At 62.9% G+C, this 22223-nt stretch carries 20 protein-coding genes, 1 tRNA gene and 2 pseudogenes; 17 read left to right on the top strand and 6 right to left on the bottom strand.

The annotated features are described in order from the left end of the window. The first annotated feature begins 9 nt into the window (after positions 1–9). The 6 genes and pseudogenes from H2O14_RS10720 (at position 10) to apaG (ending at position 5480) form a co-directional block, all read left to right on the top strand. Positions 10–1026 carry an esterase-like activity of phytase family protein gene (locus tag H2O14_RS10720; protein ID WP_246697352.1) on the top strand — a complete coding sequence of 339 codons (1017 nt, stop codon included), beginning with the start codon at positions 10–12 and terminating at the stop codon, positions 1024–1026. A 208-nt stretch (positions 1027–1234) separates the two neighbouring features. Continuing rightward, a pseudogene (gene sthA / locus H2O14_RS10715) lies at positions 1235–2655 on the top strand (Si-specific NAD(P)(+) transhydrogenase). 114 nt (positions 2656–2769) lie between these two features. After that, complete coding sequence (locus tag H2O14_RS10710; RefSeq protein ID WP_182827642.1) at positions 2770–3126, top strand: DUF805 domain-containing protein; 357 nt, start codon at positions 2770–2772, stop codon at positions 3124–3126. Between the two features lie 187 nt (positions 3127–3313). Continuing rightward, positions 3314–4195: a LysR substrate-binding domain-containing protein gene (locus H2O14_RS10705; protein ID WP_182827641.1), complete on the top strand. Its 882-nt coding sequence runs from the start codon at positions 3314–3316 to the stop codon at positions 4193–4195. A 70-nt stretch (positions 4196–4265) separates the two neighbouring features. Further along, positions 4266–4962, top strand: a pseudogene (locus H2O14_RS10700) (orotate phosphoribosyltransferase). A 125-nt stretch (positions 4963–5087) separates the two neighbouring features. After that, positions 5088–5480: a Co2+/Mg2+ efflux protein ApaG gene (gene apaG / locus H2O14_RS10695; protein ID WP_182827640.1), complete on the top strand. Its 393-nt coding sequence runs from the start codon at positions 5088–5090 to the stop codon at positions 5478–5480. 51 nt (positions 5481–5531) lie between these two features. Here the strand turns inward: apaG and H2O14_RS10690 are convergent, their stop codons facing one another. The 3 genes from H2O14_RS10690 to H2O14_RS10680 form a co-directional block, all read right to left on the bottom strand. Then, positions 5532–6503 (bottom strand): Hsp33 family molecular chaperone, encoded by a 972-nt coding sequence (locus H2O14_RS10690; protein WP_182829335.1) that lies wholly within the window; start codon positions 6501–6503, stop codon positions 5532–5534. 104 nt (positions 6504–6607) lie between these two features. Continuing rightward, a complete protein-coding gene (gene argF, locus H2O14_RS10685) occupies positions 6608–7525 on the bottom strand; it encodes an ornithine carbamoyltransferase (protein WP_182827639.1) in 918 nt (305 codons plus the stop codon). 63 nt (positions 7526–7588) lie between these two features. Beyond that, positions 7589–8776, bottom strand: coding sequence for an aspartate aminotransferase family protein (locus tag H2O14_RS10680; RefSeq protein ID WP_182827638.1), 1188 nt, complete (start codon positions 8774–8776; stop codon positions 7589–7591). Between the two features lie 400 nt (positions 8777–9176). Here H2O14_RS10680 and H2O14_RS10675 point away from each other — a divergent pair, with 400 nt between their 5' ends. Next, entirely contained in the window at positions 9177–9725 is a 549-nt protein-coding gene (locus tag H2O14_RS10675; protein ID WP_182827637.1) for a GcrA family cell cycle regulator, read from the top strand. Between the two features lie 66 nt (positions 9726–9791). Here H2O14_RS10675 and ppk2 read toward each other — a convergent pair whose 3' ends face one another. Further along, positions 9792–10670: a polyphosphate kinase 2 gene (ppk2, locus tag H2O14_RS10670; RefSeq protein ID WP_182827636.1), complete on the bottom strand. Its 879-nt coding sequence runs from the start codon at positions 10668–10670 to the stop codon at positions 9792–9794. Between the two features lie 224 nt (positions 10671–10894). On the opposite strand from ppk2, the gene phoR reads away from it, so the two are divergent. From phoR to phoB, 7 genes are all read left to right on the top strand, one after another. Beyond that, positions 10895–12130, top strand: coding sequence for a phosphate regulon sensor histidine kinase PhoR (phoR, locus tag H2O14_RS10665; RefSeq protein WP_409526916.1), 1236 nt, complete (start codon positions 10895–10897; stop codon positions 12128–12130). Between the two features lie 214 nt (positions 12131–12344). Then, on the top strand, positions 12345–13358 hold the full coding sequence (locus H2O14_RS10660) for a PstS family phosphate ABC transporter substrate-binding protein (RefSeq protein WP_409526951.1): 1014 nt from the start codon (positions 12345–12347) through the stop codon (positions 13356–13358). Positions 13359–13444: 86 nt separating this feature from the next. Further along, on the top strand, positions 13445–14929 hold the full coding sequence (gene pstC / locus H2O14_RS10655; RefSeq protein ID WP_182827634.1) for a phosphate ABC transporter permease subunit PstC: 1485 nt from the start codon (positions 13445–13447) through the stop codon (positions 14927–14929). Further along, positions 14926–16182, top strand: a complete 1257-nt coding sequence (locus H2O14_RS10650; RefSeq protein WP_409526915.1) for a PstA family ABC transporter permease — start codon at positions 14926–14928, stop codon at positions 16180–16182. The genes pstC and H2O14_RS10650 overlap by 4 nt, the downstream gene beginning before the upstream one ends. 77 nt (positions 16183–16259) lie before the next feature. After that, the gene (gene pstB / locus H2O14_RS10645; RefSeq protein WP_182827633.1) at positions 16260–17078 is read left to right on the top strand and encodes a phosphate ABC transporter ATP-binding protein PstB; all 819 of its coding nucleotides are present in this window, start codon (positions 16260–16262) and stop codon (positions 17076–17078) included. 39 nt (positions 17079–17117) lie between these two features. Next, positions 17118–17834, top strand: coding sequence for a phosphate signaling complex protein PhoU (gene phoU, locus H2O14_RS10640; protein WP_182827632.1), 717 nt, complete (start codon positions 17118–17120; stop codon positions 17832–17834). A gap of 63 nt (positions 17835–17897) precedes the next feature. Beyond that, a complete protein-coding gene (gene phoB, locus H2O14_RS10635) occupies positions 17898–18581 on the top strand; it encodes a phosphate regulon transcriptional regulator PhoB (protein ID WP_137155448.1) in 684 nt (227 codons plus the stop codon). 71 nt (positions 18582–18652) lie between these two features. Here phoB and H2O14_RS10630 read toward each other — a convergent pair whose 3' ends face one another. Beyond that, positions 18653–19216 carry a hypothetical protein gene (locus H2O14_RS10630; RefSeq protein WP_182827631.1) on the bottom strand — a complete coding sequence of 188 codons (564 nt, stop codon included), beginning with the start codon at positions 19214–19216 and terminating at the stop codon, positions 18653–18655. Then, a complete protein-coding gene (locus H2O14_RS29385; RefSeq protein WP_182827630.1) occupies positions 19213–19902 on the bottom strand; it encodes a hypothetical protein in 690 nt (229 codons plus the stop codon). Before H2O14_RS29385 ends, H2O14_RS10630 begins: the two co-directional genes overlap by 4 nt. A 214-nt stretch (positions 19903–20116) precedes the next feature. Here H2O14_RS29385 and H2O14_RS10620 point away from each other — a divergent pair, with 214 nt between their 5' ends. The 3 genes from H2O14_RS10620 (at position 20117) to H2O14_RS10610 (ending at position 22223) form a co-directional block, all read left to right on the top strand. Continuing rightward, complete coding sequence (locus tag H2O14_RS10620; RefSeq protein WP_182827629.1) at positions 20117–21076, top strand: nitronate monooxygenase family protein; 960 nt, start codon at positions 20117–20119, stop codon at positions 21074–21076. 109 nt (positions 21077–21185) lie between these two features. Continuing rightward, a tRNA-Thr gene (locus H2O14_RS10615) sits at positions 21186–21261 on the top strand. A 338-nt stretch (positions 21262–21599) separates the two neighbouring features. After that, on the top strand, positions 21600–22223 hold the full coding sequence (locus H2O14_RS10610; RefSeq protein ID WP_182827628.1) for a tyrosine-type recombinase/integrase: 624 nt from the start codon (positions 21600–21602) through the stop codon (positions 22221–22223).

The following is a 22223-nucleotide window of genomic DNA, read 5'->3' as shown; positions in this document are numbered from 1 at the left end:
GAAGCCGCCTTGGCGTCGAAAAAACTGCTCTCGCTCGTGGCTTATCTTCCCTTCGTCGTCGCCGGCCTGGGCTTTCCCATGGCCTTCGGCGGACGCCCGGCCGAAGCCGGCGCCGAATTGCCGGTCAAGGCCATGGCGATCTCGGAATTTCGCCCGGGCGCAGGCAGGCTGTTCGGTCGATTGGAATTCATGGGCGGATTGTCGCTCGCGACCCCCAAGGGCGAAATGGGCGCCGTTTCCTCCATCCGCCTGACCGACGGCGGAAAACGTTTCATCTCGGTGATGGACACCGGCCACTGGGCGACCGGCGCGATCGAGCGCGACGCCGACGGCGCTCTTTCGGGGATTTCCGACTACCGCATCTACGACATGCTCGGCCGCGACGGCCGCCCCGGCGACAAGCGCCATATGGATGCGGAAGGCATGGCGCTCGATGAGAGCCGTGTCTATGTCAGCTATGAGGGCGATCACCGGATCGACGCCTATCCGCGTCCCGGTTTCGAAACATCCACGCCGGTTTCGACCGAACGTCCCGTGCTCGCCGCAGAGCGGCTCAAGAACAATGGCGGCATGGAGGCCTTGCTGAAGGCTCCCGACGACAGCGCCCTTGGCGGCGCGCTGTTCTATGTGGCGGAGCGCAGCTACGACGCCGCCGGCAATTTCATCGCCGGCGTGCAATCCGGACCGCGTAAGGGAAACTTTACGGTCGAACGCGCCGCGCCTTATGATGTGACCGACGGCGTGGCGCTGGACGACGGCAGCTTCGTGCTTCTCGAACGAAAGTTCGGGCTCCAGGCAGGCATCGGCATGCGTATCCGGCGCTTCATGCTGGACGACGTCAGGCCCGGCGCGCTGGTGAAAGGCGATGTCGTGATGGAAGGCGTCTTTCCCGCCCAGATCGACAATATGGAAGGCATCGACGCCTATAAGGCCGAAGATGGTTCGACCCGGCTGATCGTCGTCTCCGACGACAATCACAATCTGCTCGAACGCAATCTGATGCTGGAATTCAAGCTGATGCCATAAGCTGCGGCCAGCGGTTTCTTTGCGTTTGCGAAATTCTGGATGCCGCATTGCGGGAAAAGGTCTATGCTGACCTCCGCAGGCGCTTCGCCTGCAGCGTAAGGCCCGCGCTCCGGCGCGCGTCTATCATTCGGTAACATTGCGTTGCTAAGCTTGCACAACGGCCTGCGCTCTCGCAGCGCAGCAAGATTCGAAAAATCGGGGCGGCAAGATGATGAATTATGACCTGATCGTGATCGGCAGCGGACCGGCGGGACGCCGGGCGGCGATCCAGGCGGCGAAACTCGGCAAGAAGGTTCTGGTCGTCGAGAAGGGCAGCCGCGTCGGCGGCGTCTCCGTCCATACCGGCACCATCCCCTCCAAGACCCTGCGCGAGACCGCGCTCAACCTCACCGGCTGGCGCGAACGCGGCTTCTATGGCCGCTCCTATCGCGTCAAGCAGGAGATCAGCGCCGACGATCTGCGCCGCCGACTGCTCATCACGCTCGATCATGAAGTCGAGGTGCTGGAGCATCAATTCGCCCGCAACCGCGTCCATCACCTGCGCGGCCGCGCCGAATTCGTCGATCGCAACACGCTGTCGATCGAAAAGAACGACGGCGAAGTGGTGCGGGTGACGGCGACCTCGATCCTGCTCGCCATCGGCACGCGGCCCTATCGTCCCGACAGCATCCCCTTCGACGGCGAGAAGATCATCGACAGCGACGAATTGCTGGAAATCCAGGAGATCCCCGTTCGATGATCGTCATCGGCGCCGGCGTCATCGGCATCGAATACGCCACGATTTACAGCACGCTCGATACGATGGTCACCGTGATCGAGCCGCGCGCCAGCATGCTGGATTTCATCGACAAGGAAATCGTCGAGGATTTCTCCTACCAACTCCGCGACCGCAACATGAAACTGTTGTTCGGCGAGACCGCCGAGAAGGTCGAGCGCGAGCCGAACGGCAAATGCAAGGTGACGCTGGCGAGCGGTCGCTCGCTGCATGCCGACATGGTGCTCTACGCCGCCGGTCGCTCCGGCGCAACCGCTCAGCTCAATCTCGATGCGGTCGGCCTGAAGCCGGATTCGCGCGGCCGCATCAAGGTCAATCCGGAAACCTTCCAGACCGACGTGCCGAACATCTACGCCGCCGGCGACATCGTCGGTTTTCCGAGCCTCGCCTCCACCTCGATGGAGCAGGGCCGCATCGCCGCCCGTCACGCGGTCGGCGCGCCGGCGTCGGATCCGCCGCAATTCTTTCCCTATGGCATCTACGCCGTGCCGGAAATTTCGACCTGCGGCCTGACCGAGGAAGAGGTCAAGGCGCGCCACATTCCCTATGAATGCGGCATCGCCCGCTTCCGCGAGACCTCGCGCGGCCATATCATGGGCCTCGACAACGGCATGCTAAAGATGATCTTCTCGCTGAAGACGCGCCGCCTGCTCGGCGTCCATATCGTCGGCGAAGGAGCCACCGAACTGATCCATATCGGCCAGGCGGTCCTGAACCTGAAGGGCACGGTGGACTACTTCGTCGAAAACACCTTCAACTATCCGACGCTCGCCGAAGCCTACAAGATTTCCGGCCTCGACGCCTGGAACCGGATGGGCGAATTGCACGAGCATATCGTCGAAGCAGCGCAGTGATCTTGTCGTTTCAAGTCTCGCTAATCTTGCGTGTTTCGGCGCGCAGGATATGAATAATGGCGACCGCCGATCCGTTTATCGCCTCGATAGCAATCGGCGCCACAGGGGGACGCCATGACATTTCAGGACGCAGTCAAATCTGTTCTGACCACCAACTACGCCAATTTTTCCGGCCGCGCGCGGCGTTCGGAATATTGGTGGTATGTGCTGTTCGTCTTTATCGCGTCTCTGGTTCTCGGGCTGATCGATGAAATGGTGATCGGCATGGGGCTTCTAGGCGGCGTCTTCGCGCTCGCGACCCTGATCCCCGGCATCGCGGTCGGCGTGCGCCGTCTGCACGACCGCGACATGTCGGGCTGGTGGCTGCTGATCGGCTTCGTGCCGCTGGTCGGCTGGCTGATCCTGATCTATCTGTTCGCGACGCCCGGTGCGAGCGGGGAAAACCGCTTTGGGCCGGAACCCCTGGCGTGACGTCTGCTCGCGCCTCCGGTCTTGCGGCGGGCAAGCGGTGAAGGTGAGCAGGCGCATCGTCTCCATCAGAACCTCGTAAATGGCGTTCGACATGGCGGTTCTCCTTTCGCCAGTGTTATCCGCCGGTTGCGGCGCGGGTTCAAACGACTATAGTCGGGCCTTCGGATAACCTGAGGTTATAAAAGAAATGAAGCGCGCCCGCCTGCCTCTGACCGCTTTGCGCGCCTTCGAAGCCGCCGGCCGGCTCGGCGGCTTCTCCAAGGCCGCCGAAGAGCTCCATGTGTCGCAGGCGGCGATCAGCCGACAGATCCGCGAGCTCGAAAGCCTGGTCGGCAAACCGCTCTTCACTCGCGTGCATCGCGGCGTCGAACTGACGGAGAAGGGCCGGGCGCTGCTCGCCGAGGCGACGCTGAGTTTCGACCGGATCGACGCGGCGCTGGGCGAAGCCGGCCGGCAGCCGTCGGGCGCGGTGAAAGTCAGCGCCGAACCCGGTTTCGCCGCGCTCTGGCTTGCGCCCCATATCCAGGAGTTTAGGCATCTGCGGCCCGAGATCGACGTGGAAATCGACGCCGATCCTCGTCTCGTTGAATTTCGCGGCGGCGCCGTCGATCTCGCTGTTCGCCACAGCCGGGGAGCGACGTCCTGGCCTCGGGTGGAGGCGCGGTTGCTGTTGCGAACCCATTGTCGGCCGGTAATGAGCCCGGCCTTCGCCGCGGACCATCGCCTGGCCTGTGCGGGGGATCTCGCGAATGTTCCATTGCTGCATGAGGAAAACCGCAGCGGCTGGAGCGATTGGTTCAGAAGCGTCGGCGTCGAGCCGCCGGCGGAGAAGGGCACGGTGTTTGCAGATGGCGGCCTGGCGCTTCAGGCGGCGCTGCGCGGTCATGGCGCGGCGCTCTTCGATCCCCGGATGATCGACGGCGAACTGGCCTCGGGCGCACTCGTCGCGCCGTTCGGCGCCGAAGTCGATTGCGGGTGCTACTTCCTCGTTGCGCGGTCTTTCGGAGCACCGTCTCCCGCCGCGCGCGCCTTCTCCGACTGGATCGAGGCGGCCTTTGCCGTAGATTGACCCGGTTCGGCTTCCATCGCGCCGTCGTTCCTGCTAAGCGCGATCAGTCCACCCGCGCAGGAGTCCGCCGATGTTTTCCAACGCCTTCAACGACAAGTCCGTCAATGCCCGCCTGATGGCGCGGATGCTCTGGGAAATCAAGGCGGTGCATTTCCGGGCGGACGATCCTTACAAGCTCGCTTCGGGCATGCGCAGCCCGGTCTATATCGATTGTCGCAAGCTTCTCTCCTATCCGCGCATCCGCTCGGCGATCATGGATTTCGCCGCGGACGATCACCGCCGAGGCCGGCTTCGAGGCCTTCGATTGCATCGCGGGCGGCGAGACGGCGGGCATTCCCTTCGCGGCCCTCCTCGCCGACCGGCTGTCGCTGCCGATGATCTATGTCCGCAAGCAGCCCAAGGGCCATGGCCGCACATCGCAGATCGAGGGCGAGATGAAGCCCGGCGCGCGCGTGCTGGTGATTGAGGATCTGACCACCGCCGGGGGCTCGATGTTCACCTTCATCGAGGCGGTGCGCAAGGCGGGCGGCGTGGTCGATCACGGCATGGCGCTGTTCTTCTACGGCATCTTCGGGGAGGCCGAAGCCCGCTTTTCCAATGGCGGCGTGCAACTGCACCATATCGCCACCTGGCGGGACGTGCTGGCGGCGGCGCGGGAGCAGGACCTGTTCGATAAAGACACACTCGCTTCCGTCGAAACCTTCCTCAACGACCCCTTGTCCTGGTCGGCGGCCCATGGCGGCGTTTCCGAATTGCCAACCGCCTGAATTTGCCGCATTTCTCTGCATTCGTAATGGACGGGGCCGAGATGGCCCCACCGAATATTGACCTTTGCCGGACAAAGACGTTAGGAAATTTATACCATGAAATTTGCAGAACTCGGATGAGCGGTATGTATCAAGCGACGACCAGGGGCATTGAAGTCACTGTCGAGCCTTATTATCTGGCCGAGCAATCGGATCCGGCCGACAGCCGTTATGTTTGGGGTTACAGGATCGTCATCGCCAACAACTCGGCGACGGGCGTCAAGTTGATGAACAGATACTGGCACATCACCGACGAAAACGGCCAGATCGACGAGGTCACCGGTCCCGGCGTGGTCGGCGAACAGCCCGTGCTCGGTCCGGGCGACACCTATGAATATAATTCCGGCTGCCCGCTCGACACGCCCTCGGGGATGATGTTCGGCCACTACCAGATGCTGGCGGATACGGGCGAAATGTTCGACGTGGCCATTCCGGCCTTCTCATTGGATGCGCCGGGCCTGCAGCGCACGCTGAACTGAACCTCGACGTCACGAAAAACGCGCGCCTTGTTTCGCGACGCGCGTTCCTGATCAATTGGGGACGATGAACTCTTCCTGCTTGAAACGATAGCGCGTCGAGCAGAATTCGCAGGTCACCTGGATCTCGCCGTCCTCGATGGTCGAGGCGATCTCTTCGGCCGTAAACCCCTGCAGCACGCCGCGGATCTTGTCTTCCGAACAGCTGCAACGGTCAAACACCGGTTGGGCGTCGTAGACGCGCACGCCGCGTTCGTGAAACAGCCGGAACAACAGCCGCTCGACGCCGAGATCGGGGTCCGTCAATTCTTCGGGCCCGGCCGTGGAGGCCAGCATCTGGGCTTCCGACCAGGTGTCGTCTTCCTCGAAGTCATGGCCGTTGTCGCCGTCGCCGCCATGAAGATCGCGTTGCCGCATGCGCTCGGGCGCTTCGGGCAGGAACTGCACGACGAGACCGCCGGCGCGATAGCTGTGGCGCATCTTTCCGTCGGCGTCGCGATCGAACAGTTCGGCTGAGGCGAGCTTCACCTTGGTCGGGATCTGCTCGGACTGGCGGAAATAGGCGGCAGCCGCTTCCTCCAGCGTTTCGCCGTCCAGAGCCACGATGCCCTGATAGCGCTGCGTGTGCTCACCCTGATCGATGGTGAAGGCGAGCACGCCCTTGCCCAACAATTGATGCGGTTCCGTCTGCCCGGCCTTGACGGCTGCGGCGAGCGCGTCGTCGTCGAAGCGGGCATAGGCGCGCACGGCGTCGGGCGCGGCGAAATCCGCAACGAGGAAATTCACCGGTCCGTCCGTCTGGGTCTGCACGATCAGCTTGCCCTCGAATTTCAGCGAGGTGCCGAGCAGCACCGTCAGCGCGATCGTCTCGGAGAGAAGCCGGGCGACGGGGGCGGGGTAATTGTGGCGCGACAGGATGGCGTCGGTCAGCGGGCCGAGCGTGACGGCGCGGCCGCGCACATCGAGCCCTTCCACCTGGAACGGCACGACCCGGTCATCGCCGGCGAAGGGGCGTGGCCCCGGGATTGGTAATGTCCACTGTCATGATGGTCTCGGTCTTGCGGCATGCGATGTCATGCCCTTCGTTTGAAGGGAGGTAAATAGGCGATCACCAGGCCGATTCAAGGTGTTCAGATGGCGCCGAGGCACCAGGCCAGGACCGACTTCTGCGCATGAAGGCGGTTTTCGGCTTCGTCGAACACCACCGACTGCGGCCCGTCGATCACCTCGTCGGTCACCTCTTCGCCGCGATGGGCCGGCAGGCAATGCATGAACAGCGCCTTGGGATCGGCCTTCTTCATCAGCTCGGCATTGACCTGGAACGGCATGAAGACATTGTGGCCGCGCGCCTTGTGCTCCTGGTTCATCGACACCCAGGTGTCGGTGACCACGCAGTCGACGCCGTCCACGGCCCGGTCGGCGTCATGGCAGAGCATGATCTCGCCGCCGTTGTTGCGCGCCCAGTTGAGATATTTGTCGTCGGGCTCCGAGCCGAGCGGAACGGCCATGTTCATGCGGTAGCCGAAGCGGGCCGAGCCCTCGACGAGCGAATGCAGCACATTGTTGCCGTCGCCCGTCCAGGCGATCGTCTTGCCCTTCACGGAGCCGCGATGCTCTTCGTAAGTGAGGATGTCGGCCATGATCTGGCAGGGATGCGTCGCGTCGGTCAGGCCGTTGATGACGGGCACCGTGGCGTGCTCGGCGAGTTCGAGCAGCCGGTTGTGATCCGTGGTGCGGATCATGATGGCGTCGACATAGCGCGACAGCACCTTGGCGGTGTCGCCGATCGTTTCGGCGCGGCCGAGTTGCATTTCGGTGCCCGACAGAAACAGCGTTTCGCCGCCGAGCTGGCGCATGCCGACATCGAAGGACACGCGGGTGCGGGTGGACGGCTTCTCGAAGATCATCGCCAGCATCTTGCCGGCCAGCGGCTTGCCGGCCGTGCCGTCGCGCGTCGAAGCCTTGCGGGTCTTGGCGTCGTCGAGGATATGCCGGAGATCGTCGGCGGACACTGCGGAAAGATCGAGAAAATGCCGATGGGACGTCATCATAAGTTCCTTGGACTGCTGAAGTGAGAGACTAGCGGGAAAGCGGGAGGCGACCAAGCCTCATCACAGCTTTTCCGCGCGCAGCGTCTCGGCAGCCTTTTCCAGCCGCGCCAGGCCCTCGCGGGCTTCCTCCGCCGTGGTGATCAGCGGCGGCAACACGCGCACGACATTGTCGCCCGCCATCACCGTCAGCACATGTTCGGACCGAAGCGCCTGCAGAAGATCAGCGGCGGGAACCTTGGCCTTGACGCCGATCATCAGCCCGCGGCCGCGGATCTCTTCGATCACGTCGGGGAAACGGTCCTTCAGCCCTTCGAGCCCCTGGCGAAACTGTAGGCCGAGATCTTTCACATGCTGCAGGAAACCGTCCGACAGCACGACGTCGAGCACGGCGTTGCCGACCGCCATGGCGAGCGGATTGCCGCCATAGGTGGAACCATGCGTGCCGGCGACCATGCCGGACGCGGCGTCCGCGGTAGCCAGGCAGGCGCCCATCGGAAAGCCGCCGCCGATGCCCTTGGCGACCGCCATGATGTCGGGCGTCACGCCCATCTGCATATAGGCGAACAGCGTGCCGGTGCGCCCCACGCCGCATTGCACTTCGTCGAAGATCAGCAGGATGCCGTGCTCGTCGCACAGCGCGCGTATCTCTTTGAGGAATTCCGGCGAGAAGGTGCGAAGGCCGCCTTCGCCCTGCACGGGCTCGAGCAGAATGCCGGCGGTGGCGTCGGTGATCGCGGCCTTGACGGCGTCGAGATCCTCGAAGGGGACTTGGTCGAAGCCGGGCGCCTTGGGGCCGAAGCCGTCGATATATTTCTGCTGGCCGCCGGCGGCGATGGTCGCGATGGTGCGGCCATGGAAGGCGCCTTCGAAGGTGATGATGTGGTAGCGGTCGGGCTGTCCCTTTGAATAGTGATAGCGGCGCGCCGTCTTGATCGCGCATTCCAACGCTTCGGCGCCGGAATTGGTGAAGAACACCTTGTCGGCGAAGGTGTTCTCGATCAAGCGCTCGCCGAGCTTTTCCTGCCCCGGGGCCTGGTAGAGATTGGAGGTATGCCACAATTTCTCGGCCTGGGCCTTCAACGCCTCGACCAGATGCGGATGGCTATGGCCGAGCACGTTGACCGCGACGCCTGCGGCGAAATCGAGATAGCGCTCGCCGCCTTCGGTGATCAGCCAGACGCCTTCGCCTCGCTCGAAACGGAGGGGCGCGCGGGCGTATGTCTCGTAAAGGGGCGAGGTAGCGGCCATGGCAGTCATCCTTCCGTCATGTTTCAGGCAGGCGGCGCTCGTGTTTTCCACAAGCGAAAACGAAAAATGCCGCCCTATAGGGCGGCGCGGGCAAATTGCACATTTCCCGTGGTTCCGTCAACAAAAACCCTCAATTGGGAGAGATCGGAGCGGCGCCGAACGGCGCCGGAACGTCTCGAAACGGGCCATCGCGAATCTGATTGACAAATCAATCTTGGGGATAACTCGAAAAACGATTCCCCCGGAATCGCCATGGCCTTGTCACGGAGTCACCGGGTCACTACCTTAAGAACAGATTACTAGACCTGCATGCGGCGGAACTAGTCACCGGAAATGTAGAGCGTTTCGAGCTTCGGCGACGCCGGGCCTCGGTGAGGGATTCCGCAGAAGGAACGCCCCAATGGAAAATAGCGTAAACTGGACTGACGAACGCGTCGAGAGGCTGAAAAAGCTTTGGTCCGAAGGACTGAGCGCCAGCCAGATCGCAGCCCAGTTGGGCGGCGTCAGCCGCAATGCGGTCATCGGCAAGGTTCACCGTCTCAATCTGCCCGGTCGCGCCAAGTCGGGCGGCGCCGCTCCGTCGCGCGCTCCCAAGCGTCCGGCTGCCGCGCAGCCGACGGCGGCGCGTCCTGCGCAGGCCACCTTCGCGCAGCAACGTCCGGTCACCCGCACCGTGGCGCGCCCCGCCGGCGCGACCATGCTGAAGGAAGAAGTCGAAATGGATGCGATGGAGGTCGTCGAGACCTCGTCGGACAATGTGGTCGTGCCGATCTTCCGTCGCGTGCCGCTCATCCGTCTCACCGAGCGGACCTGCAAATGGCCGCTCGGCGATCCGCTGAAGGAAGACTTCTGCTTCTGCGGCAACGACTCCCCGGACACCTCACCCTACTGCACCTTCCACCAGCGGCTGGCTTACCAGCCTTCTGCGGAGCGTCGCCGCGTTCGCTGAACGGATAGGGCGGAGACAGATATGAGAAAGCGGCCCGGGGGCCGCTTTCGTCGTTTCGGGCCGCCGTCACTTCAGGATCTTGGGGCCGCCGAGAATCTTGTCGTCGATCTCGCCGATCGCCTTCTTGTCCTTGCCTTTGTAATCGAGCGCGCCCAGCACCGAGCGGATGATGTTGAGCCGCGCCCGCCGCTTGTCGTTGCCGCGCACCACCGTCCATGGCGCGTGATCGGTATGCGTCTCCTTGAGCATGCGATCGCGCTTTTGCGTGTAATCGTCCCATTTGCTCAGCGCGGCGATATCCATCGGCGACAGTTTCCAGCATTTCAGCTTGCTGTGCCGGCGGTCGTGGAAGCGCTTGAGCTGCATCTCTCGGCCGATGTCGATGTAGAATTTGAAGAAATGGATGCCGTCGCCGGTGATCAACTTTTCGAGCCGCGGCGCGCTTTCGAGAAAATGCTCGTAGTCTTCAGGCGAGCAGAAGCCCATGACCGGCTCGACGCCGGCGCGATTGTACCAGGAGCGGTCGAAATTCACGAATTCACCGCGGGTCGGGAACGTCGAAATGTAGCGCTGGAAATACCACTGGCCTTTTTCGGTCTCGGTCGGCTTGGTCAGCGCCACCACGCGCGCATTGCGGGGGTTCATATAGGACATCAGCGCCTGGATCGCGCCGCCTTTGCCGGCGGCGTCGCGGCCTTCGAACAGGCAGCTCACCCGGGCGCCCGTGTCCTGCTGCCAGAACTGAACCTTGACCAGTTCCTCCTGCAACTCCTCGAGCGTCTTGGCGTATTCGACCTCGTCCAGCTTCTTCTTGTAGGGATAGCCGCCCGACGATAGCGCTTCCGCCTCGATCCAATCGGGCAAAGTCGGGTTTTCGATATCGAATACGCGTCTTTCCCCGCCTATATCGAGCGGGACGGGCGTATGTACTTCGTCTTCGGCCATGCGGCTTCCTCCATGCAAAGCGCCTGAAATATCAAACTGGACATAAGCGACTTGCGATTTCAAGTTCGCCATGAAAAAACCTGTCACAATCCAGCGTTAGGAAGGGAGACCGGCTCTAAGCCAGGTGGCGATTCTGGTCAGCGCTCGACGCGGCGGCGACGCGCATGATGCATGCGGTCGTCGGTTCGACGCAATGCACCGCCTCGGGAGGATGAGATCACGGCATGGCAAGACAGGTGGGAAAAGCGGTGAGAGAATGGATGGCGCGCCACTTTTTCAGTCTGTTGATGGCCGCCGCCGGCGTTGCGGCGCTGATTGCGGCCGGAACAAATTCCTGGGTGGCGGTCGCCGTGATGACGCTCGCCGTCTTGCCGAGCCTGGCCGCGCGCGCTCCCGTCCCGGCGCCCGCGCCGGCGGCGGACGAAACGCCGGCCGCCATCGATCCGCTCCGTGAGGTCAAGGCCGCCTTCGCCGGTTTCGACAGCCCCGTCTATGTTCTCGATCTCAAGGCCAACGTCCTCTACCAGAACCCTTCCGCCCAGCATATTTTCGGCCCCGTCGATCCGGGGCAGCATATTTCGGTGAAAGTGCGGATGCCGGTCGTGGCCGACATGATCCGCGATGCACTGGCGAGCGGCCGCAACGGGCAAGTGGAATTCGCCGCGACCGTGCCGTCCGAAAGCGTGTATCTCGTGCGCATGGTCCGGGCCGAACCGATCGACGGCGCGGGAGCCTTCTACGTCTTGATCTTCCGCGATATCTCCGAGGCGCGCCGCATCGACCGCATGCGTTCCGATTTCGTCGCCAACGCCTCGCATGAATTGCGCACGCCGCTCGCCTCGCTGCGCGGCTTCATCGAAACGCTGCTCGGCCCCGCCAAGAACGACGTCAAGGCGCAGGAGCGCTTCCTCAACATCATGCTCGAGCAGGTGACCCGCATGAGCCGGCTGGTCGACGATCTCATGTCGCTGTCCCGGCTGGAGCTCAAGGCCCGGCTGGCTCCCGGCGACGAGGTGGATCTGGTTCCGCTTTTGGGCTCGGTGGCCGATGCTCTGGCGCCGCTGGCCGGCGATCTCGGAGTCGAGATCAGGCTCCATCTTCCCGAGGAGCCCGTGCTGGTGATGGGCGATCGAGACGAACTCACCCAGGTGTTCGAGAACCTCATCGAAAACGCCTGCAAATACGGACAGGAAGGCAAGGCCGTCGATATCAAGCTGGAGCCGGCGGCCAAGGGGCAGGCGGCCCATGTCACGGTGGCCGACTATGGGCCCGGCATCGCCGAAGAGCATGTGCCGCGCCTGACGGAGCGCTTCTACCGCGCCAATGTCGAAAGCAGTCGCTCCAAAAAAGGCACGGGTCTGGGATTGGCGATCGTCAAGCATATTCTCACCCGCCATCGCGCCCGCCTGGTGATCAAGTCGGAATTGGGCAAAGGCAGCGCCTTTACCGTGCGCTTTTGACACAATAGCCGGAGCGTTGACGCCCGGGGTCGATATTATCATTGTTTTACAGTGGGTTGCGCTGTCATAAATCTTTCACCGAATTGACATAAAAGCGGTGGTGTCCGGGGTCTAATCAGAACTCGGCCGGACACGAAAAGGCCGAGGGCGCCGCGCCAGGCGCGATCCATCAAGCCCGAACGGGAGAACCACTATGAAACTCGCACACACCACCATGGCGGCGCTGGTCGCCTCCGTCGCTTTCGCAGGCGCGTCTTTCGCCGCCGACCAGATCCACGTCGCCGGCTCTTCGACCGTTCTTCCCTATGCGAAGATCGTCGCTGAAAACTTCGCCGAAACCTATCCCGACTTCAAGGCTCCGGTCGTCGAGTCCGGCGGTTCCTCCGCAGGCCTGAAGGAATTCTGCAAGGGCGCCGGCCCGGAGACCATCGACATCGCCAACGCGTCGCGCGCGATCAAGAAGTCCGAAATCGAGACCTGCGCCGCCAACGGCGTCAAGGACATCACCGAAGTTCGCATCGGTTATGACGGCATCGTCTTCGCCACCGACAAGTCGGCCGCCGACATGCCCCTGACCCCCAAGGACGTCTACCTCGCTCTCGCCGCTGAAATTCCGGTCGACGGCAAGCTGGCCGCCAACACGAACACCACGTGGAAGCAGGTCAACGCCTCCTTCTCCGACGCCGCCGTTCAGGCTTTCATCCCCGGCGAAAAGCACGGCACCCGCGAAGTCTTCGAAGAGAAGGTTCTGATCGCAGGCTGCAAGGAAGCCGGCGCTCTCGAAGCGATGGTGAAGGGCGGCATGGACGAAAAGGACGCCGAGAAGAAGTGCAAGGCCGTTCGTAAGGATGGCAAGGCCGTCGACATCGACGGCGACTACACCGAAACGTTGGCCCGCATCGACGCCAACAAGACCGCCGTCGGCGTGTTCGGCCTGTCCTTCTATGAAAACAACGCCGACAAGCTGAAGGTTTCCACGATCAACGGCGTTCAGCCGACCGTCGAAACCGTCGCCAAGGGCGAATATCCGGTGTCGCGTCCGCTGTTCTTCTACGTGAAGAAGGCTCACCTCGACTCCGTCCCGGGCCTGAAGGAATATGTCGAATTCTTCACCTCCGACCAGATGATCGGCCCGGACTCGCCGCTCGCCGAATACGGCCTGATCCCGGCTCCGGACGCCGAGCGCGAAGCCGTTCGCGCCATCGTCAAGGAATGGAAGAACATGTAATCGAGTTTCGACCGGCGGCGAAAGCCGCCGGTCGTTCCGCCTGAAGTCACGGGGGCATAAGGCCCTGAACTCGGTTAGGAATGACAATGGGTAGCGCCTTAACTCTCCTGATCATCCTGCTCATCGGTGCAGCCGCGTATTTTCTGGGCAGGTCCCGCGCGCTGACCATTGCTGCGGGTGATGAATCCAAATTGCACTCGCGGCCGGGCTATTTCGGCGCCCATGCCGCGATTTTCGCTATTTTGCCGGCTTTGTTGATTTATGTCGCAGGCGTCGTGATCGGCGGCAATATCGTCGAGCGCTCCACTTACGCCGCCTTGCCGTCCGACGTTCAGGCCCTGACGGCCCCGGAACAGAATGTCGTGTATCACATGATCACCGGCATCGCCGGCGGCCTGTCGCGCCTGACGCCCGAGGAAGCCGCGCAGATCACCGCGAATATCGACAGCGCCAAGCAGATCCTCGGCTCCAAGGGCGTTCCGCTCGCCCAGGCTCCGCAGCCCTACATGATCGACGCGGCCTATGCCTATGGGGCTTCGGCCGGCCGGACTGCGACGATCGTCGGGCTTCTCGCCATTCTCGCCTCGGTCGCCGGCGCCGCTTTTTTCCTGTCTCGCGTGTCGCTGGCCTTCCGCGCGCGCAACCAGGTCGAAATGGTGGTGTTGGGCGCGTTGATCCTGTCGTCGATGATCGCCATCCTGACGACCTTCGGCATCATCGGCTCGCTGATCACCGAGACCATCCACTTCTTCACCGTCGTGCCGCCGATGGATTTCTTCTTCGGCACCGTGTGGGATCCGCGCTTCTCCGCCGCCGGCGACGCCAATTCCGCCGGCCAGTTCGGCCTGATCCCGCTGCTGCTCGGCACGCTCTACATCGCGCTGGTCGCCATGCTGATCGCCGTGCCGATCGGCCTCTTCGCCGCCATCTACATGGCGGAATATGCGTCCAACCGGGTGCGCTCCACCGTCAAGCCGCTGTTGGAAATCCTGGCCGGCATCCCGACCATCGTCTACGGCTTCTTCGCGCTGGTGTCGGTGGGTCCCGGCCTGCGCGACTTCTCGGCCGCCCTGTGGGGCGCGCTGACCGGCAATGACGTGCCGTTCATCGAGGCGCAGAGCGTGCTGACCGCGGGTTTCGTGATGAGCATCCGCCTCATCCCCTTCGTCTCCTCGTTGTCCGACGACATCATCACCGCCGTGCCCCGCGCCATGCGCGACGGTTCGCTCGGCCTCGGCGCCACCCGTTCCGAGACGATGAAGAAGGTCATCCTGCCGGCGGCGCTGCCGGGCATCGTCGGCGCCCTGCTGCTGACCTCTTCCCGCGCCATCGGTGAAACCATGATTGTGGTGCTGGCCGCAGGCGTCGCCGCCAACCTGCAGTTCTCGCCCTTCCAGCCGATGACCACCATCACCGTCAAGATCGTCAACCAGCTGACGGGCGACCTCGAATTCACCTCGCCGCAGACGCTGGTGGCCTTCGCGCTCGGCATCACGCTGTTCGTGCTGACGCTGGCGCTCAATGTCTACGCGCTCTACATCGTGCGCAAATACCGGGAGCAGTACGAATGACCGACGCGATCCTGACCCAGGGCGGCGCCAGCGCCGCCGTCGCCTCCGGCCCGCGCGACATCGGCATCAAGAAGCGCCGCGCAGCCGAAGCCCGCTTCCGCGCCTACGGCGTCATCGCCATCTCGCTCGGCCTGTTCTTCCTGGTCATGCTGCTGGTCAGCATCGTGTCGAAGGGCTATACATCCTTCTTCCAGACCATGATCACCGTGCCGGTCGAATTCTCCGAAAAGGTCATCGACCCGAGCAATGAGCGCGCGACGAATCCGCAGGTTCTGGTGACGGCCAATTATCCCTTGCTCGCCCGCAATGCGGTCGCCAAGGTCGCAGGCGTCGATACGACCGATCGCAAGGCGATGTCGGCGATCAAGGCGCTGGTGTCCGACAGCGTGCGCGTGCAGCTTCGCGACGTCGTCGCCGCCAATCCGCAGGTCATCGGCAAGACCGTGCCGGTCACCTTCCTCGCCGCCGCCGATATCGACTCCGCCTATAAGGGCCAGATCGATCTGACGGTGCCGGAAGCCGACCGCAAGGTGAAGGACAGCCAGATCGCCATCATGGACAAGCTGAAGGCCGACGGCGCTATGCAGCTGAAGTTCAATCCCGATTTCTTCACCACGGGCGCCTCCTCGCGTCCCGAGGCCGCCGGTCTCGGCGTGGCGATCATCGGCTCGATCTTCACCATGGTGATCGTGCTGGCGCTGGCGCTGCCCATCGGCGTCGCCGCCTCGATCTATCTCGAGGAATTCGCGCCTAAGAATCGCTGGACAGACCTCATCGAGGTCAACATCAACAATCTCGCCGCCGTGCCGTCGATCGTCTACGGTCTGCTCGGCCTGGCCATCTTCATCAACATGCTCGGCATGCCGCGTTCGGCTTCGGTCGTCGGCGGCCTGGTGCTGGCGCTAATGACACTGCCGACCATCATCATTGCCACGCGCGCCGCGCTGAAGGCGGTGCCGCCGTCCATCCGCGCCGCGGCGCTCGGCCTCGGCGCCTCCAAGATGCAGACCGTGTTCCATCACGTCCTGCCGCTCGCCATGCCCGGCATCCTGACCGGCACCATCATCGGCCTGGCCAACGCGCTCGGCGAAACTGCGCCGCTGCTCTTGATCGGCATGGTCGCCTTCGTGGTGGATTTCCCCGCCACCCCTTCGATCCCGCGACGGCTCTGCCGGTGCAGATTTATATGTGGGCCAATGAAGCCGAGCGCGCCTTCGTGGAGCGCACCTCCGGGGCGATCATCATCCTGCTGATCTTCCTGATCCTGATGAATCTGGGCGCAATTCTGTTGCGTCGGCGCTTTGAACGCCGCTGGTGAGGAGCCGAGACCATGAATATGCTGACAGATATCGAAGTTGAAAAAGCGCTGGTAAAACCGATGAGCGATACGCCTGACCTCAAGATGATCGGTAAGGATGTTTCCGTCTATTACGGCGAGAAGCGGGCCCTGTTCGACGTCAACCTCAACATCCGCAAGAATACGGTGACGGCGCTGATCGGCCCTTCCGGTTGCGGCAAGTCCACCTTCCTGCGTTCGCTCAACCGCATGAACGACACGATCGACGGTTGCCGCGTCACCGGCAAGATCACGCTCGACGGTCAGGACGTCTACGCCCCGCATCTCGACGTGGTCGAGCTGCGCGCCCGCGTCGGCATGGTGTTCCAGAAGCCGAACCCCTTCCCGAAGTCGATCTATGAAAACGTCGCCTACGGCCCGCGCATCCACGGCCTGGCCCGCACCAAGCAGCAGCTCGACACGATCGTCGAACAGAGCCTGCAGCGCGCCGGCCTGTGGACCGAAGTCAAGGATCGCCTGCTGGAAGCCGGCACGGGCCTGTCGGGCGGCCAGCAGCAGCGTCTCTGCATCGCCCGCGCCGTCGCCGTCAGCCCGGAAGTCATCCTGATGGACGAGCCCTGCTCGGCGCTCGACCCGATCGCCACCGCCAAGGTCGAGGAGCTGATCCACGAACTGCGCGAGAACTTCACCATCGTGATCGTGACGCACTCGATGCAGCAGGCCGCCCGCGTGTCGCAACGCACCGCCATGTTCCATCTCGGCTATCTGGTCGAGGAGAACGATACGGACAAGATCTTCACCAATCCGGATGACCAGCGCACCCAGGATTACATCATGGGCCGCTTCGGCTGATACTTGTGACGCTGGCATAGCCGGCTGGAGGAAAAATTCATGGGCGCATCCCATATCTACTCCGTCTTCGACGAAGAGCTGAAATATCTCGCCCGCCGCATCGCGGAAATGGGCGGCATGGCCGAACAGATGGTGTCCGACGCCGTCCGCGCCCTGGTCAACGCCGATGCGGCGTTGGCCCAGCGCGTCATCTCCCAGGACGTGGTGATGGACGAGGCCGAGCGTGAGATCGGCGAACGCGCCGTGCTGATGATCGCCAAGCGCCAGCCGGTCGCAGCCGACCTGCGCGAAATCATCGGCTCGCTCCGCATCGCCTCCGATCTCGAACGCGTCGGCGATCTCGGCAAGTCCAACGCCAAGCGCGTCATCGCGGTGCAGAGCACTGGCATTCCCCGCACGCTCGCCCGCGGCATCGAGCATCTTTCCGAACTGGCGCTGACCCAGCTCCAGGACGTGCTCGACGTCTATGCGACGCGGTCGGCCGAAAAGGCCGAAGCCATCCGTCTCCGCGACGAGGAGATCGATGCGATGTACACTTCGCTCTTCCGCGAGATGCTGACTTACATGATGGAAGATCCGCGCAACATCACGCCCTGCACGCATCTGTTGTTCTGCGCCAAGAACATCGAGCGTATCGGCGATCACGCGACCAATATCGCGGAATCGATCTACTACATGACCACGGGCGCCCAGCCGGTCGGCGAACGTCCCAAGGACGACAACACCGCCACCGTCGTGCAGCAGCCCGCCGGGTGACCTGAGACTTGAGCGCCCGGCGTCGAGCCGGGCGCCGCTCGCTTGCGAATGGAGTAAGAACGCATGCAGCCCCGTATCATGGTGGTCGAAGACGAAGAAGCGCTCGGCACCCTGCTTAGCTACAATCTCGAAGCCGAAGGCTATGACGTGGAGGTCATCGCCCGCGGCGACGAAGCCGACATCCGCCTTCAGGAGCGCGTGCCCGATCTTCTGCTGCTCGACTGGATGCTGCCCGGCGTGTCCGGCATCGAGCTGTGTCGCCGCCTGCGCATGCGGCCCGAAACCGAGCGTCTGCCGGTGATCATGCTGACCGCGCGCGGCGAGGAAAGCGAGCGCGTGCGGGGACTGTCGACCGGCGCCGACGACTATGTCGTCAAGCCCTTCTCCACGCCGGAGCTGATGGCCCGCGTCAAGGCCATGCTCCGCCGCGTGCGGCCCAACGCCATTTCCTCCGTGCTGAAATGCGGCGACGTCGAACTCGATCGCGAGACCTATCGCGTTCACCGCCGCTCGCGCGAAGTCCGGCTCGGGCCGACCGAATTCAAGCTTTTGGAATTCTTCATGTCTTCGCCGGGCCGGGTGTTTTCGCGCTCGCAACTGCTCGACGGCGTCTGGGGCCACGACATCTATGTCGACGAACGCACCGTCGACGTCCATGTCGGACGCCTGCGCAAGGCGCTGAACCTCACCAACATGCCGGATGTCATTCGCACCGTGCGCGGCGCGGGCTATGCGATGGAAGCCTGATCAATTCTGGCTCGAAGATCTGTCGAAGCGCCGGCGGCAACCGGCGCTTTTCTATTTGAGGGCTCGGGAAATCAGGATCCCGGCAGGACGCGGACGCCGTAGAGCTTGAGCTTGCGGCCTTTGCCCATGACGTCGCTGTTGATGACGATCTGCCCCGCCTCGGACGGGGCCATCTTGCCGTCGAACGTCACATGGATCAGTTCGTCGCTGCGCTCGTTGCCGACGGTGAAGCGGTGACGACCGCATCCGCCCATCGCGCCGAAGGCGCATTCAACATAGATCTGCGTCGGGACATCGCCATCGGCCTTGACGGTCAACGCGATCGTCGCGGTCTTGCCGGCGAGCGTCTGCAACAGCTCTTCGGGTGTCTCGACCGTCGCCTCGCCGTCTTTGCCGGGCGCGTTGGAGGCGATCGTCGCGCCTTCGCCGTCGCTGTCGCTGAAGGGCGTCACCAGGGCCTGGCCGCGCGGCGACACCGCATTCGGCTCCTTGCCGTTATAGACGCTGACCCAATCGCCGGAGAAGCGGCGCAGCGGATCGAGCGGTTCGGATTGCGCCGCAGCCGGCGCGGCGGTCTGCAATTCCTTGGGCACGAGGTCGAAATTGCCTTCGCCTTTGAGTGCGACATCGATCATGCCGGTGGCGTAGACCCACCAGATCCCGAAGCCGACCGCCCCGAGAAAGCATGCATAGACGAACAGCGATACGAGGAAGGAGACGAAGCCGCGCCGTTTTCTGGGGGCTTTTCGGCTCGGGACTTGCGCCTGGCGCCTTTGGTCTTTCGGATCTCACCCATAGGCGCAGCCGTCGGCGCGGCTGCGGGCGCGCGGCGATCGTCCGCCACGAGCCGCGCCAGAGCCTCGTCGTTGCGCGGAGCGATGTCGTCCAGCGATCCAGCGCCATTTCGCGCCCCGCCGGCCCGATCACCGCGATCGAGTTCGATGCTCGGGGCTGTCCGCGCGTCGCCATGGGCGTTGTCGCGAACGGGCGCAGTCACGGAAAAATCCTCGTCCCGATCCGGCGCGGCGAGACGCGGTTCCGGCGCGACGGCCGGTTCGGGCTCCGGCTCGCGCTCGATCAGCACTTTTTCCAGCCGCGCCATGGACCGCAGCCTTTCGCGCTCTTCCTCCTCGATCGCCTGGATCGTGGCGTCGAGCCGCTGGCGCTGCCGGGCGATCACCTCCTCGTCCTCGACTTCCTGCTTGGCGAGGCCGGCGTCGAGCGCGTGCCGTGCGGATTGATAGATCCGGGCGCGGATCTCCGGGTCGGCGCGATCGGCGCGTTCGAGCGCGTTGCGGATAGCGTGTTCGAGACCGCTCACTGTCGTTTCAATCCCGTGCTCGTTTCAAAAACCGTGCATTTCGGTAAACATTCCCCGCCACACTTGCAAGCGCGCATGAGGGTGCGATCCCCGGCAAACACCGGCAATGCAGCCAAAAAGGGCGACGCGGCCGTCCCGTAGAAAATTCAAGGTTGAACAATTCCGCCGGCTTTGTTTATCATGGCGGCGAAATTGGTCCATCCTGGGAGTGACTATGAGCCTGCCGTCCATTCTCACCGACAATCTCCGTTTGCCGGTCGTCGCCTCGCCATTGTTCATCATTTCCCATCCCGAGCTGGTGATCGCCCAATGCAAGGCGGGCGTCGTCGGTTCCTTTCCGGCGCTGAACGCCCGTCCCGCAAGCCAACTCGACGAATGGCTGGCCGAAATCACCGAAACGCTCGCCGCCCATGACGCCGCCAATCCCACCCGCAAGGCAGCGCCCTTTGCGGTGAACCAGATCGTGCATACGACCAACAAGCGGCTGGAACACGACCTGACGATGTGCGTGAAATACAAGGTTCCGATCGTCATTTCCTCGCTGGGCGCGGTGCCCGAGGTCAACCAGGCGATCCATTCCTATGGCGGCGTGGTGCTGCATGACGTGATCAACAATCGCCACGCCAATTCCGCCATCCGCAAGGGCGCCGATGGGCTGATCGCGGTGGCGACCGGGGCGGGAGGGCATGCCGGCAAGCTGTCGCCCTTCGCGCTGGTCCAGGAAATCCGCGAATGGTTCGACGGGCCTCTGCTGTTGTCGGGCGCGATCGCCAATGGCGGCGCCATCCTCGCCGCCCAGGCCATGGGGGCCGACATGGCCTATATCGGTTCGCCCTTCATCGCCACGCCCGAGGCCCGCGCCGTCGACGCCTACAAGCAGATGATCGTCGAAAGTGCGGCCGACGACATCGTCTATTCCAACTATTTTACCGGCATCCACGGCAACTATCTCAAGGGCTCGGTCCGCGCCGTCGGCCTGGACCCCGATCATCTGCCGGACGCCGAGCCCTCCAAGATGGATTTCGAGAAGGCGACAGAAGGCCCCAAGGCTTGGAAGGAGATCTGGGGCTGCGGCCAGGGCATCAGCGCGGTGAAATCCGTCGTTCCCGTCGCCGAGCTCGTCGATCGCTTCGAACGCGAATACAAGGCCGCCCGCGCGCGGATCTGCGGCTGAGACGCCCTCGCTTTTTCCGCGAAAAGCGGACCCTCGCGTCTTGCATTCCTGAAACTTTGATTGTATCAGCCCGTCATCGCCCGAACAGGCGATGACGGCGCTTCGCCGGGCCGCTTTAGCTCAGTCGGTAGAGCACATCATTCGTAATGATGGGGTCACGTGTTCGAGTCACGTAAGCGGCACCATTTTTCCCAAATATATTCAGGGGTTTGGACGAGAAACACTCTGAAGGCATTTCTCGGTGAGTTTTTGCCAGTACTCACGCAGTACTCACTTGGGAGAGAACTGCAGAGAACTTCCTGTGTGCTTCCTTATTTTCCGGTCATGGTTTATCCGTGCCGCCGGGGGGCAACTCGCGGCCCTCATAGAGATTATGCCGGTGGGGGAGGAGTTACTCGCGGCGCGGATAAAACCGCGACCGGAAAATTTCATAAATATCTGATATTGTTGTTTTTTTATACTTGAGAGCATGGCTTTGCTGTGATTCAATGGGTGTGCAAACACACCCCCATCCGAGGATCAAATGGCCGGCGGTCAGGCAAAAATCCTATCCGACGCGGATATCAGGCGACTCCTGAAGGTCGCCACTGAATCGCGGCATCCCCTTCGCAATTCGGCAATCGTCCAATTGAGTGTCCGCGCGGGATTGCGCGCCTCCGAAATCGCATTGCTGGACTGGTCCATGGTTACGGACGGGAGAGGCAATGTGGCAAATGTAATCACGCTTCCCGGTGTGGTCACCAAGTACGGCCTCGCACGCCGCCTCCCCATACATAGCGAGCTGAAGCGCTCACTTGCCAAACTCAGAAGCCGGAACATGCGGAAGGGTCCGGTGATTGTCAGCGAAAGAGGGCCTGTTGAAACACAATTTGACGGATTGGTGAGTGAGCCTATAGCGCCACTCCCAATGACGCCGAAATCGATCGTGAATTGGTTCACGCAAGCATGCCGCAAAGCCAATTTGGAAGGTTGTTCGTCTCATTCGGGACGGCGAACGTTTGTGACACGAGCCGTGCGCTTGATCTCGAAAGCGGGTGGCTCGCTCCGTGACGTACAACAGCTTGCTGGTCACCGGTCGATTGAGACCACACAAGCCTACATCGACGGCGATCACGACATCCAGCGCCGGCTAATCCGAATGATGTGA

Origin of the sequence: Rhizobium sp. G21 (assembly GCF_014158035.1) — a bacterium.
In the GTDB taxonomy this organism is placed as follows: Bacteria; Pseudomonadota; Alphaproteobacteria; order Rhizobiales; family Rhizobiaceae; genus Rhizobium_E.
Note: the sequence above shows the minus strand (reverse complement) of the source record. Positions and strands in the feature narration are given on the sequence as shown.

Bases quoted from the DNA above. Each gene is read 5' to 3' on its own strand.
- H2O14_RS10710 (WP_182827642.1), top strand. From the start codon at position 2,770: ATGACATTTCAGGACGCAGTCAAATCTGTTCTGACCACCAACTACGCC.
- H2O14_RS10705 (WP_182827641.1), top strand. From the start codon at position 3,314: ATGAAGCGCGCCCGCCTGCCTCTGACCGCTTTGCGCGCCTTCGAAGCC.
- apaG (WP_182827640.1), top strand. From the start codon at position 5,088: ATGTATCAAGCGACGACCAGGGGCATTGAAGTCACTGTCGAGCCTTAT.
- argF (WP_182827639.1), bottom strand. From the start codon at position 7,525: ATGACGTCCCATCGGCATTTTCTCGATCTTTCCGCAGTGTCCGCCGAC.
- H2O14_RS10680 (WP_182827638.1), bottom strand. From the start codon at position 8,776: ATGGCCGCTACCTCGCCCCTTTACGAGACATACGCCCGCGCGCCCCTC.
- H2O14_RS10675 (WP_182827637.1), top strand. From the start codon at position 9,177: ATGGAAAATAGCGTAAACTGGACTGACGAACGCGTCGAGAGGCTGAAA.
- ppk2 (WP_182827636.1), bottom strand. From the start codon at position 10,670: ATGGCCGAAGACGAAGTACATACGCCCGTCCCGCTCGATATAGGCGGG.
- phoR (WP_409526916.1), top strand. From the start codon at position 10,895: ATGGCAAGACAGGTGGGAAAAGCGGTGAGAGAATGGATGGCGCGCCAC.
- H2O14_RS10660 (WP_409526951.1), top strand. From the start codon at position 12,345: ATGGCGGCGCTGGTCGCCTCCGTCGCTTTCGCAGGCGCGTCTTTCGCC.
- pstC (WP_182827634.1), top strand. From the start codon at position 13,445: ATGGGTAGCGCCTTAACTCTCCTGATCATCCTGCTCATCGGTGCAGCC.
- H2O14_RS10650 (WP_409526915.1), top strand. From the start codon at position 14,926: ATGACCGACGCGATCCTGACCCAGGGCGGCGCCAGCGCCGCCGTCGCC.
- pstB (WP_182827633.1), top strand. From the start codon at position 16,260: ATGAATATGCTGACAGATATCGAAGTTGAAAAAGCGCTGGTAAAACCG.
- phoU (WP_182827632.1), top strand. From the start codon at position 17,118: ATGGGCGCATCCCATATCTACTCCGTCTTCGACGAAGAGCTGAAATAT.
- phoB (WP_137155448.1), top strand. From the start codon at position 17,898: ATGCAGCCCCGTATCATGGTGGTCGAAGACGAAGAAGCGCTCGGCACC.
- H2O14_RS10630 (WP_182827631.1), bottom strand. From the start codon at position 19,216: ATGATCGATGTCGCACTCAAAGGCGAAGGCAATTTCGACCTCGTGCCC.
- H2O14_RS10620 (WP_182827629.1), top strand. From the start codon at position 20,117: ATGAGCCTGCCGTCCATTCTCACCGACAATCTCCGTTTGCCGGTCGTC.
- H2O14_RS10610 (WP_182827628.1), top strand. From the start codon at position 21,600: ATGGCCGGCGGTCAGGCAAAAATCCTATCCGACGCGGATATCAGGCGA.